Raw genomic sequence first — 12335 nt, 5'->3', positions numbered from 1 at the left:
CATGCCCGATCTCCTGATCGAACTTTTCTCCGAGGAAATCCCCGCGCGCATGCAGGCCAGGGCCGCCGAGGATCTGCGCCGCGGCATGACCGATGCGCTGGTCGCTGCGGGGTTGACCTATGCGGGCGCGGCGGCGTTTTCCACGCCCCGGCGGCTGGCGCTGACGGTGCAGGGATTGCCGGCCCAGAGCCCGACGACCCGTGAGGAACGCAAGGGCCCGCGTGTCGATGCGCCCGCTCAGGCGATCGAGGGGTTCCTGCGCGGCGCGGGGCTGACGCGCGATCAGCTGGAGGTGCGCGACGAGAAGAAGGGGCAGGTCTATTTCGCCACCATCACCCGGCCCGGACGGGCGGCGGCGGACATCGTGGCGGAGGAGTTGGAGAAACTGATCCGCAATTTCCCCTGGCCCAAGTCGATGCGCTGGGGGGCGGGCAGCCTGCGCTGGGTGCGGCCGTTGCATTCGATATTGTGCATCCTGACCGATGAGGCGGGTGAGGCGCAGATCGTTGATCTTGACGTGGACGGCATCCGCGCAGGCAACACGACCGAGGGGCACCGGTTCATGGGCGCGGGGCGGTTTGCCGTGTCGTCGTTTGACGATTACCGCGCCAGGCTGCGGCGCGAACATGTCATTCTGGATGCCGTAGAGCGGGCCGAGCACATCTGGCAGGAGGCGGGCAATCAGGCCTTTGCCTCGGGGCTGGAGGTGGTCGAGGATCGCGGGTTGCTGTCAGAGGTGGCGGGGCTGGTGGAATGGCCCGTGGTGCTGATGGGCCGGATCGACGATGCCTTTCTCGACCTGCCGCCGGAGGTGTTGCAGACCTCGATGAAGGAACATCAGAAGTTCTTTTCGGTGAAAAACCCCAAGACAGGCCGGATCGAACGGTTTGTCACGGTGGCCAATGTCGAGACCGCCGATCACGGCGCGACGATCCTTGCGGGTAATCAGAAGGTGCTGGCGGCGCGGTTGTCGGATGCGAAATTCTTTTGGGAGAATGACCTGCGGATTGTCCGTGAGCGGGGGCTGGAGGGTATGGCCGAGGGGCTGCGCGACGTGACCTTTCACAACAAGCTGGGATCACAGGCGGACCGCGTGGCGCGGATTGAGGCGCTGGCGCGCGAGATCGCGCCGCTGGTGGGGGCCAAGCCCGATCTGGCGGCAGAGGCCGCGCGGGTGGCCAAGGCCGATCTGCAATCGGCAATGGTGGGGGAGTTTCCCGAATTGCAGGGCGTGATGGGGCGGTATTATGCAGCGGCGGCGGGGCATGACGACGGCGTGCCTGAGGCCTGCGAGGAGCATTACAAGCCTTTGGGGCCGGGGGACGCTGTGCCAAGCGCGCCGGTGTCGGTGGCGGTGGCGCTCGCCGACAAGATCGACACTTTGTGCGGGTTCTGGGCGATCGACGAGAAGCCCACGGGGTCGAAAGACCCCTACGCGCTGCGGCGGGCGGCGTTGGGAGTTATTCGGTTGGTGTTGGGGAATGGGGTAAGATTGTCAATTTCACCAATCCTCTTGCGTCGAGTTTTCCTAAGTTTCTATGGTAACCCGTGGTTCGATTTTGTTGCTAATGTCCGAGAATTGGAGGCACACGCAAAAAGGCTGGGGTTTGACCTCTCGGACGCGAAAAGCCTCGATGAAGCCGCAGCTGAAATGAATAGAAAACTGAGGAGTTATGATCCGTTCACCGGGAAAACCAAAGATGTGGACGAAAGCCTTATCGATCCAGCGATGAAGAAAGCATTGCCAAGGGTTGAGGACCTCCTCGCCTTTCTCCACGACCGCCTCAAGGTCCATCTGCGTGACGAAGGCATCCGCCATGACGTGATCGACGCCTGCCTCGCCATGCCGGGCAATGACGATCTCACGCTGCTGGTCCGCCGCGCCCGCGCTCTCGGCGATTTCCTCAAGACAGACGATGGCGGGAACCTGTTGCAGGGTTTCAAGCGCGCCAACAACATCCTGACGCAGGCCGAGGAAAAGGACGGGGTGGAATATTCCTATGGCGCGGATGTGAAATTTGCCGAGACCGACGAGGAACGCGCGCTCTTTGCGGCCCTCGACACCGCAGAGCCTGCGATTGCCGCCGCCCTGAAGGCCGAGGATTTCGCCGCCGCGATGCGGGCCATGGCCGCCCTACGGGCGCCGATTGACGCGTTTTTCGAGGCGGTGCAGGTCAATGCCGAAGTGCAGGTGATCCGGCGCAACCGCCTGAACCTGCTGAGCAGCATCCGGCGGATATGCTTGCAGGCGGCGGACCTGACGCGCATCGAGGGGTAGAGCTTTGCCGCGTCATCCTCGGGCTTGATCCGAGGATCGCCTGACAGCGGTGCAGCGTTGCCTCCCGAGATCCCCGCCTTCGCGGGGATGACGACCAAGGATGGGGGCGGGCAGGGCGCGTGACCTGTCACAGTGCTGTGATCCTTTCCCTTGCCTTGTGCAAATCCGGGCGTATGGTGCGGGCAACGGAAAGGTGCCGCAGTGCAGCAAAACGACAGCCACATCACGCGCATCACGGCTTCGGCCCCGGTGCATGCGAATACCCACGGCGGGCGGGCGAAATGCCTGCAACGTCTGGTGCGGCTCGATCTGCCGGTGCCGCGCACGATTGCGTTGTCGTTTCAGGCGGTTCACCGGATCGCGGCGGGAGAGTTGCCGGACATGGGCAGGCTGCTCGCGCCGTTCGGTAATGCGCCGCTCTTGTGCGTGCGCCCCTCGTCCGAGGATCCCGACTGGGGCGGGCCGGGGGCGGTGCTGAACATCGGCATCAACGATGCACGTTTTGCCGAGTTGTCGGATCGGATCGGCAAACAGGCGGCGTCAGAGATCTATCTGCGTTTCGTGCAGGCCTATGCGATCCATGTGGCGCGGCTTGACCCGGATGTGTTCGAGGATGTCTCGGAGGATCCGGTGCTGGCGCTGACCGAGGCGCTGCGCGCCTATGAGGACGAGACCGAAGAGGAATTTCCCCAGGATCCGGCGGTTCAACTGACCGAGGTGCTGCGTTCGATGGCGCGGGCCTGGGAGGGGACGACGGCGCGCCTCTTGCGGCAGGCCAAGGGCGCGCCGGCCGATGCCGGACTGGGCCTGGTGGTGCAGGAACTGGCGCTGGGGTTGGGGCAGGGGGAATGTGGTGCTGGCGTCATGCAGCTGGTCGACAGCAAGACCGGCGCGCGCCAGATCACCGGGCGTTATCAGAGCCAGAGCCAGGGGCGCGATGCGCTGCGCGGCGGATCGGACGCGCTCTATCTCGAGCGCGACCCGCGCGGGCCCTCGCTGGAAGAACTGGCACCTGAGGCCTTTGCGGAAATAAAGGCCTATACTGAGTTGATGCGCCATAAACTGCGCGAGGAGATGCAGACCGAGTTCACCATCGAGAATGGCAAGGTCTGGATCCTCGACGGGCTGCGCGTTGCGCGCAACGCGCGCGCGGCGGTCAGCATCGCCGTTGCTCTGGCTCAGGACAGGATCATTTCCCGCGAAGAGGCGCTGATGCGGGTCGAGCCCCGCTCGCTCAACGAATTGCTGCACCGGCAGGTGGACCCCGATGCGTCGCGCGATATCCTGGCGCGCGGGATCGCGGCCAGTCCCGGCGCCGCTTCGGGCAGGATCGTCTTTTCCGCCGCCGAGGCGCAGGCGGCGGAGGCGCGCGGCGAGGCCTCTGTTCTGGTGCGCCGCGAAACCAGCCCCGAGGATATCCGCGGCATGCATGCCGCTGTGGCGGTCCTGACCGAACGGGGCGGCATGACCAGCCATGCGGCGGTGATCGGGCGCGGTATCGGTCTGCCCTGCGTGGTGGGCGCGTCGGAGATCCATTTCCAGACCCGCCGCAAGCAGTTGGTCATGCCCGACGGGCGGGTGTTCAGGGCCGGGGATCAGATCACCATCGACGGCACGGGCGGGCAGGTTCTGGCCGGGGAAACACCGCTGCTCGAGGCGGCGCGCGACGAGTCGTTCCAGACGCTGATGAGCTGGGCCGATGATATCCGCGATATCGCGGTGCGCGCCAATGCCGATACCCCCGCCGACGCGGAGGTTGCACGCAATTTCAACGCGCGCGGTATCGGGTTGTGCCGGACCGAGCATATGTTTTTCGACACCGAGCGGCTGACGGTGATGCGCGAGATGATCTTTGCCGACAGCAGCAAGGATCGTGCCGCGGTTCTGGAGCGGCTGTTGCCGATGCAGCGGGCGGATTTCACCGATCTCTTTCGCATCATGCAGGGGCAGCCGGTCTGTATCCGCCTGTTTGATCCGCCCTTGCACGAATTCCTGCCCACCGACCGGGCAGGGCATCTGCAACTGGCCGAGGCGCTGGATCTGCCGCTCTCGGACGTGACCCGGCGGGTCGAGGCGCTGGGCGAATACAACCCCATGCTGGGGATGCGCGGCGTGCGGCTTGGGATCACCGTGCCGGAGATCTACGACATGCAGGCACGCGCGATCTTCGAGGCAACGCTGGAGGCCAGCAAGGAAGGTGCGGCGGTGGTGCCCGAGGTGATGATCCCGCTGGTCAGCGCCCGCCGCGAAGTGGAACTGGTCAAGACCCGGATCGACGCGGTGGCCGCGGCGGTGCGCAACGAGACGCGGCGCGATTTCACCTATCGGCTGGGTGTGATGGTCGAGACGCCGCGCGCCGCGCTGCGGGCGGGTGAGATTGCACCGCTGGTGTCGTTTCTCAGCTTTGGCACGAATGACCTGACGCAGATGACCTATGGGCTGTCGCGCGACGATGCGGGACGGTTCATGTCGGACTATGTCAAGCAGGGCGTTTACCCCGAAGATCCGTTTCACACGCTTGATACCGACGGGGTGGGCGAACTGCTCAAGATCGGGGCAGAGCGTGGGCGCGCGGCAAATCCGGACGTGGTCTTGTCGATCTGCGGCGAGCATGGTGGTAACCCCGAATCAATCTCGTTCTGCCGCGATGCCGGATTTACCTATGTTTCGTGCTCGCCTTTCCGGGTTCCGGTGGCGCGACTTGCTGCCGCACAGCTGACGGTCAGGGACAAGATTGGAGACTGAAATTGCGCTTTTGCGCAAGATAAGATGCGTCAAGCGGGTGTTCTGCGACGGAAAATTTCTGTCGGCAATTTACCGCCGGTCCGTGGGCTGGACGCAAGGCACCATTTTGACTAGGCCCACGCGGTGCGAAGGGGCGGATGCCCCGACACGGTGGGAGATCACGCATGAAACGGAATGCACTGGCCGCGACATTCGCGGTGCTGGCAGGGCCGCTATTGGCTGATGCGCCGGTGGACAATCTGATGGATCAGGAGACGCGCGCGTTGCGCTCGCTTTCGGGGGACCGGATGGCAGGCTATCTGACCCGGCCAGAGATACAGACAGAGTCACGGATAGATTATTCCCGTGACTGGCTGGAACAGCAGGATGCGGCCAGGGGCGGGCCGGAATGGCGCTGTCTGGCCGAGGCCTTGTACTTCGAGGCGCGGGGCGAGAGTGTGAAAGGTCAGTTCGCCGTGGCCGAGGTGATCCTGAACCGGGTCGACGATCCGTCCTATCCCGATACGGTCTGCGGTGTGATTCATCAGGGCACGGGCCGCAAGTATCAGTGCCAGTTCACCTATACCTGCGACGGGCACCCCGACACGATTCACGAGAAAGAGGCGTTTCGCCAGGTGGGCAAGGTGGCCAGGTTGATGGTCGATGGCGCCCCGCGCCGTCTGACCAGCGGGGCCACGCATTATCACACCCGCGCGGTCAGTCCGCGATGGGCGCGGCATTTCCCGCGCACGGCGACGATCGGGGTTCATCATTTTTACCGTCAGCCCACGCGCGTGTCGCAGAACTGAGGGTTGCGGGTCACGAATTCCTGCCGGGGGTGACAATCGCGGTTGACTCGGGCGCGTGCGTCAGTAAAAGGCAGGCTTCATGAGATATTCACGGGTGAGATGATCGCCCGGCGCAGGAGAACAACAATGGCGAAGCCGACGACCATCAAGATCCGTCTAAACTCGACCGCGGGCACGGGCCATTTCTACGTGACCAAGAAGAACGCGCGCACGATGACCGAAAAGATGACGATCCGCAAATATGACCCGGTGGTGCGCAAGCATGTCGAATACAAGGAAGGCAAGATCAAGTAAGATCGCCTGACTGACCGGATTTCAAAGGCCGTGCCGCCCGGGCGCGGCCTTTTCTTTTGGCGATGCCGGAGGGCGGAAAGGAAAAGGGCCGGTCGCGATGACCGGCCCTTCAGGACAAGAGGTGGTTGCCTCTGTCTATTCCTGTTGTCCCATGAACATCAGCAGGAACTGGAACATGTTGAGGAAGCTGATGTAGAGGCTGAGCGCGCCGTCATATGCCGCCTTGTCCAGCCAGTCCTGATCGCCATGAGCGGCGTGCGCCACGTAGGTGTTCTTGATCTCCTGCGTGTAGAAGGCGGTGAGGCCCGCAAAGATCAGAACGCCAATCGCCGAGATTGCAAGCATCATGACCGGCGAGCCGAGGAACATGTTGATGACCATCGCAACCAGCAGCCCGATCACACCCATGATCAGGAAACTGCCCCAGCCCGAGATGTCCTTTTTCGTGGTGTAGCCATAGAGCGACAGGCCGGCAAAGGCGATTGCCGTCACCAGAAATGTCTGGACGATCGAGAAGCTGGTGAAGACCAGAAAGATCGAACTGAGCGAAATACCGATCAGCGCTGCAAAGGCGAAGAAGCCAAGCTGCACAGCCGCCGCAGACCCACGGCGCAGCAATGTGCCCCAGCCGAAGAGAATGAACGCCAGCGGGGCCAGCATCACCACCCACCGCAGCGGCGAGAGATATATTGCGGCACCAAGCCCCGAGAGCAGCTTGCCATTGGGCAGTTGCGCGGCGGCGGCCGACGGATCGGTTGTAACGGCGAGTCCCGCAATCGCCCAAGCCGCAAGCGCCGTGATGATCATGCCCACGGACATCGTGCCGTAGACCTTGTTCATGTGCGCGCGCAGGCCAGCGTCAATCTGGGCGGTGCGTGTGCCCGTCGCCGTCCGGATCGTGTTTAACTCTGCCATGTAATCCTCCGATATGTGAATGGCGGCCCCCGTGTCGGGGCTTTGGAGTAATATCGGCAAGGTTCGCAGGTTTTTCAAGCTTTTCCGACAGTTTTACCAATGCTTTCCGGCACGCGCGACCGCTTTGCCGGTGGATCACCGGGAAATGCAGGCGGGCAGGTCCCAGAATGGGCGTCTGGCCTCGGTCAGGGCCGCCTGACGGGTCAGTCCGATATCGGCAAGGGCCCGGTCGTCGAGTTCCCTCAATGTCAGGCGCTGCCGCCGTACGGCGAGCATTTCGCGCAGGCTGGCGACGGGGCGGATCACGGGGCGCAACAGGGTGTTGGTGCGGCTGTGAACGGTCATGGCCTTTTCCTTTTCCAAATGTGATGGTTTCGATGGTTTTCATTTCAGATGTTGATTTTTTGCCAGAGTTGCATCAATATTTGAAATGAATGTTTGACAGTCTCATCATCAAGGAACGTGATGAATGCGAAATCTTGATATCACCACGCTGCGCTCGCTGGTGGCGGTCACCGACCATGGTGGCGTGACGCGGGCAGCCTCGGCGCTGAACCTGACGCAATCGGCGGTGTCGATGCAGGTCAAGCGGCTGGAAGAGATGCTAGGGCTGACCCTGCTTGATCGTGGAAACCGGCGGGTGTCCCTGACTGCTTCGGGTGAACAGCTGGTCGGCTATGCGCGACGTATCCTGGCGTTGAATGACGAGGTGGTGGGCCGCCTGACGGAAGAGGTCTTTGAAGGCGAACTGCGCCTTGGCGTGCCACATGACATCGTTTATCCGGTCGTGCCGCGCGTTCTCAAGCTCTTCAACGCCGCCTATCCCCGGGTCAATGTCCATCTGCGCTCGTCCAGCACGATCAAGCTGCACGAGGCACTGAGCAAGGGTGAGGTTGATCTGATCCTGACCACCGAAGAAGGCGTGAGCCCCGGCGGCGAGACGCTGACCCAGATGCCGCTGCGCTGGACCGGGGCGCAGGGCGGGGTCGCGTGGAAACGGCGCCCTTTGCGTCTGGCGTTCTGTCGCCAGTGCATCTTTCGTCCCATTGTGCTGCGGAAACTCGAAGCGGCGGGAATTGAATGGGAAATGGCCGTGGATTCAGAGGATGACCGTGCGGTCGAGGCGCTGGTCAGCGCCGATCTCGTGGTCTGCGCCCTGCTCGAGGACAGCATCCCGCCGCACCAGGAGGCGATCAATCCGGGTAGCGCGTTGCCTGATCTAGGCGTGCAGAAGATCAACCTCTATACCCGTGCCGGGCGCGACGAGTTGCTGGATAGTCTGGCTGCGATGCTGCGTCAGGGTTATGGCGCGCAAAAATCACCGGCCTTGCTCAGGTCGGCGTGACCACGACCTTGCCGGTCGATTGGCGGCTGCGCAGCAACTCCAGCGCCTCTGCGGCCTGATCGAGCGGCAGAACATGGCTGATATGGGGTTTGATCCGGCCCGTTTCATACCAGCCAAAGAGGGTTTGCAGGCTGCCGGTCACGACCTCGGGGCGGAATTTCAGGTATCCGCCCCAGTACAGACCCATGACCGAGAGGTTCTTGACCAAGAGATGATTGGCGGGGATCTGTGGCACCTCGCCGCTGGCAAAGCCGATGGTCAGGATCCGCGCCTCGGGATTGCAGGCGCGAAAGGCGGCCCTGAACTGATCGCCGCCCACCGGATCATAGACCACGTCCACCCCTCCAAGAGCGCGGCATGCGGCGCGGATATCGTCGGTCTCGGCGTCGATCAGGTCGTCGGCGCCGGCCTGTCGCGCCACCTCCAGCTTGTCCGCGCCGCGTGCGCAGGCGATCACCCGCGCGCCCATCAGCTTGCCGATCTCGACCGCCGTCAGGCCAACGCCTCCGGCGGCCCCGAGCACGAGCAGGGTTTCTCCGGGTTGTAGCCGGGCCTTGTGATCCAGCGCCACATGGCTGGTGCCATAGGCGATCTGAAACGCTGCGGCATCCTCGAAGCGCATCCCGTCAGGCAGAACGACGACGCGCTCGGACGCAAAGCACCCGTATTCGGCCAGCCCGCCCTGACCGCCGAAAACCGCAACCCGCGTGCCGGGGGCAGGGCCGTGCGTGTCCGGTCCGAGGATGTCCACCTCTCCGGCGACCTCCATCCCGAGGGTGAAGGGTGGTTCCGGCGTGTCCTGATACTCGCCTTTGATCATGAGCAGATCGGCAAAGTTCAAACCGCATGCGCGGATTTTCAGGCGCAGTTCGCCTGCGCCCGGCACCGGCTGCGGGATGTCGCAAAGTGCGGGACCAACCGCATGAGAGCTGATTTGGAAGGCGCGCATCCTGTCCTGTGCCGATTCCGGTTGTTACTGCATCAAATCGTTGATCGAATTAGACTAAATCCATTCAGTCTGTCAAACCAGCCGAGGCGAGGCTATGGCGACCCGTAGAAAGTTGGGTCGCTCGTTTAGATTGAATGTATCTTGGATTCGGCACGTTCGCCGATAGCGAAATTCCTTGTGTTTTCGGACCATCTTGGTAGATTGAAGATCGTATTGCCGGAATGTTTGGTGTGTTATGGGCAATTCCCGCTCGCATGCCGGTCCTTCTGTCGATTTCAGGGTTGGTATAAAGGATTATTAAATGGCGCACCCCGTGGATACGCACGTTGGAAAACGCATACGCCATCGTCGCTGGCTCGTGGGAATGACCCAGCAGCAATTGGCGGAGAGCGTCGGGATTAAATTCCAGCAAATTCAAAAATATGAGACCGGCGCAAATCGCGTCAGCGCATCAAGACTTTGGGACATTGCTGATTCTCTCGGTGTCGAGATCAGTTTTTTCTTCGAGGGCCTTGAGCATGAACCGAGCGAAGCGCGGGACAAGGCCAGCACTGTGGCTTCGGATATACTGGGCGACAAGGAAGCGCTTGATCTTGTTCGTTCCTACTATGCGATACCCGAGAATCAGCGCCGTCGCCTGTTCGATCTGGCCCGTGTGCTGAGCGAGGTTGCTTGAGCGCCGTGATTTGACGGTATAAGCCCTGACCTGACGAGTTCAGCAGGTCGGGCCTATGGATCAAAATGAGATCATCAGAACCGCTCATGCGTTGGCGGATGCCGCGCGTGGGGCGGTTCTGCCATTTTTCAGGAGCATGGGCCTCACGGCCGATGACAAGCGCCCGGACGGGACGTTTGATCCGGTGACAGAGGCCGACCGTGCCGTCGAACGCGCCATGCGCGGGGTTCTGGCCGTGCGCCGCCCGCAGGATGGTATTCTGGGAGAGGAATTCGGACAGAAGGCGGGCAGCAGCGGCCTGACCTGGGTGCTTGATCCGATTGACGGCACGCGCGCCTTTCTGGCGGGGGCGCCGACATGGGGGGTGCTGATTGCGGTCTCCGACCGGGCCGGGCCGATTTACGGGTTGATTGACCAGCCCTATATCGGAGAGCGGTTCGAGGGTGGGTTTGGCCGGGCGCGGGTTCTGGGGCCGATGGGAGAGCATGTTCTGGCGGTTCGGGGTGATCGCGCGCTGGACCAAGCGATCTTGTCCACAACATTTCCTGAGGTCGGCAGCCCGTCTGAAGGGGCCGCCTTTGCAGAGGTTGCGCGCAAGGTTAAGTTTGCCAGATATGGCCTTGACTGTTATGCATATTCCTTGCTCGCGGCGGGACAGATTGATCTGGTGATCGAGGCCGGGCTGGCCGCCTATGACATTCAGGCCCCGATCGCGGTGATCGAGGCGGCGGGCGGCATCGTGACGGACTGGCAGGGTGGCCCGGTTCATCTGGGAGGGCGCGTGGTTGCCGCCGCCGGACGGCAGCAGCATGAGGCCGCGCTGGAAATACTATCACGCGCGGGTTGAGCAGTCAGCCTGATCCGGCGTAGCATCCTGTCAGGCGCGGTTTTCGCCCCCTTCTTCTGTCGCGCGATCCTGCTTCCGAAGCGGTGAGGAGGGTTTTGCAGGGGTAGATGAAATGGCGGAATATCTGATCCGGGATGCGGATTATCTGCTGACCATGAATGACGCGCGTGACGAGTTGCACGGTGCGGATGTGTTGATCCGCGATGGTGTGATCGCGGCTGTGGGCCGGGGCCTGAGCACACAGGGTGAACTGGTGCTGGCGAGGGGCTGTGTGGTGACGCCGGGCCTGGTGAACACGCATCACCACCTCTACCAAAGCCTGACGCGGGCAGTGCCGGGCGGGCAGGATGCGCTGCTGTTCGGCTGGCTCAAGACGCTCTATCCGATATGGGCGCGGTTCGGACCCGAGGAAATGCGGGTGTCGGCGATGACGGGACTGGCCGAGCTGGCACTTTCAGGATGCACGCTAAGCTCTGATCATCTGTATATTTTTCCGAATGGATCGAGGTTGGAGGATACGATCCATGCTGCGGTGGAGATCGGTCTGCGGTTTCATCCGACGCGCGGCGCGATGAGTATTGGCGCAAGCAAAGGAGGCTTGCCGCCCGATACCATGGTTGAAGATGAGAAATCGATTCTAAACGATTGTATTCGTGTGATAGATACCTTTCACGACGCGAGGGATGGCGCGATGTGCCGGGTTGGAGTCGCACCCTGTTCGCCGTTCTCGGTCAGCCGCGATCTGATGCGCGAGGCGGCGGTTCTGGCGCGGGACAAGGGGGTGATGCTGCACACCCATCTGGCCGAGAATGACGAGGATGTTGCCTGGTCGCTGGCCAATTTCGGCTGTCGGCCGGGTCAATACGCCGAGGATTTGGGCTGGACCGGGGCCGATGTCTGGCACGCGCATTGCGTCAAGCTGAATCGGCAAGAGATTGAATTGTTTTCGAAAACATCAACGGGAATTGCACATTGTCCCTGTTCCAACTGTCGCCTGGGGTCAGGAATCGCGCCGCTGCGGGCGATGCGGGATGCGGGGGTGCCGGTGGGTCTGGGGGTCGATGGATCGGCGAGCAACGACACCGGCAACCTAATGACCGAGGCGCGGCAGGCGATGCTGCTGCAACGGGTGGCGCGGGGTGCCGGTGCGATGAGCGCGCGCGAGGCGCTGGAGATCGCCACGAGAGGCGGTGCGGAAGTGTTGGGCAGATCCGACTGCGGCCAGATTTCTCAGGGAAAACGGGCTGATATCGCGATTTGGGATGTTTCCGGCATCGAGAGCGCGGGCAGTTGGGATCCGGCGGCGCTGTTGCTGGCGGGACCGCAGAAGGTGCGTGATCTGTTTGTCGAGGGGCGGCAGGTGGTGCGGGACGGGCATCTGGTGACGGTCGATCTGGTCGAAGTGGTCAGCCATCAGGCGCGTCTGGCGCGCGCCCTGGCCGGGGTGTGACGCCGGATGAGAATGTGGAGGCGGGAGGAGGGGCCGCCCCCCGCTCGA

Annotated in this window: 11 protein-coding genes; 8 read left to right on the top strand and 3 right to left on the bottom strand. The window is 62.7% G+C overall.

Going from position 1 to position 12335, the window contains the following annotated elements; all coding sequences use genetic code 11:
• The first annotated feature begins 1 nt into the window (after position 1).
• The 4 genes from glyS (at position 2) to rpmG (ending at position 6105) form a co-directional block, all read left to right on the top strand.
• Positions 2–2278 carry a glycine--tRNA ligase subunit beta gene (gene glyS / locus BSG08_RS06710; RefSeq protein ID WP_093033994.1) on the top strand — a complete coding sequence of 759 codons (2277 nt, stop codon included), beginning with the start codon at positions 2–4 and terminating at the stop codon, positions 2276–2278.
• A gap of 201 nt (positions 2279–2479) precedes the next feature.
• On the top strand, positions 2480–5023 hold the full coding sequence (locus tag BSG08_RS06705) for a putative PEP-binding protein (protein WP_093033991.1): 2544 nt from the start codon (positions 2480–2482) through the stop codon (positions 5021–5023).
• 164 nt (positions 5024–5187) lie between these two features.
• Positions 5188–5811, top strand: a complete 624-nt coding sequence (locus BSG08_RS06700; RefSeq protein ID WP_093033987.1) for a cell wall hydrolase — start codon at positions 5188–5190, stop codon at positions 5809–5811.
• A gap of 126 nt (positions 5812–5937) precedes the next feature.
• Complete coding sequence (gene rpmG, locus BSG08_RS06695; protein WP_037309480.1) at positions 5938–6105, top strand: 50S ribosomal protein L33; 168 nt, start codon at positions 5938–5940, stop codon at positions 6103–6105.
• Positions 6106–6240: 135 nt separating this feature from the next.
• Here rpmG and BSG08_RS06690 read toward each other — a convergent pair whose 3' ends face one another.
• Both BSG08_RS06690 and BSG08_RS06685 read right to left on the bottom strand, forming a co-directional pair.
• Positions 6241–7020: a Bax inhibitor-1/YccA family protein gene (locus BSG08_RS06690; protein ID WP_093033984.1), complete on the bottom strand. Its 780-nt coding sequence runs from the start codon at positions 7018–7020 to the stop codon at positions 6241–6243.
• A gap of 135 nt (positions 7021–7155) precedes the next feature.
• Positions 7156–7365, bottom strand: coding sequence for a DUF1127 domain-containing protein (locus BSG08_RS06685; RefSeq protein WP_093034306.1), 210 nt, complete (start codon positions 7363–7365; stop codon positions 7156–7158).
• Between the two features lie 124 nt (positions 7366–7489).
• On the opposite strand from BSG08_RS06685, the gene BSG08_RS06680 reads away from it, so the two are divergent.
• Positions 7490–8365 carry a LysR family transcriptional regulator gene (locus BSG08_RS06680; RefSeq protein ID WP_093033981.1) on the top strand — a complete coding sequence of 292 codons (876 nt, stop codon included), beginning with the start codon at positions 7490–7492 and terminating at the stop codon, positions 8363–8365.
• Here the strand turns inward: BSG08_RS06680 and BSG08_RS06675 are convergent.
• A complete protein-coding gene (locus BSG08_RS06675) occupies positions 8352–9314 on the bottom strand; it encodes an NADPH:quinone oxidoreductase family protein (RefSeq protein ID WP_093033977.1) in 963 nt (320 codons plus the stop codon). The two genes, BSG08_RS06680 and BSG08_RS06675, sit on opposite strands and share 14 nt — an antisense overlap.
• A 301-nt stretch (positions 9315–9615) precedes the next feature.
• Between BSG08_RS06675 and BSG08_RS06670 the strand changes: the two genes are divergently transcribed.
• From BSG08_RS06670 to BSG08_RS06660, 3 genes are all read left to right on the top strand, one after another.
• Positions 9616–9990: a helix-turn-helix domain-containing protein gene (locus tag BSG08_RS06670; protein ID WP_093033974.1), complete on the top strand. Its 375-nt coding sequence runs from the start codon at positions 9616–9618 to the stop codon at positions 9988–9990.
• Positions 9991–10045: 55 nt separating this feature from the next.
• The gene (locus BSG08_RS06665) at positions 10046–10837 is read left to right on the top strand and encodes an inositol monophosphatase family protein (protein WP_093033971.1); all 792 of its coding nucleotides are present in this window, start codon (positions 10046–10048) and stop codon (positions 10835–10837) included.
• 112 nt (positions 10838–10949) lie between these two features.
• A complete protein-coding gene (locus tag BSG08_RS06660; protein WP_093033968.1) occupies positions 10950–12287 on the top strand; it encodes an 8-oxoguanine deaminase in 1338 nt (445 codons plus the stop codon).
• The last annotated feature ends 48 nt before the right edge of the window (positions 12288–12335 follow it).

This window comes from Roseovarius azorensis, assembly GCF_900109455.1.
In the GTDB taxonomy this organism is placed as follows: Bacteria; Pseudomonadota; Alphaproteobacteria; order Rhodobacterales; family Rhodobacteraceae; genus Roseovarius; species Roseovarius azorensis.
The sequence above is the reverse complement of the archived record's forward strand: the minus strand, read 5'-3'. Positions and strand labels throughout refer to the sequence as shown.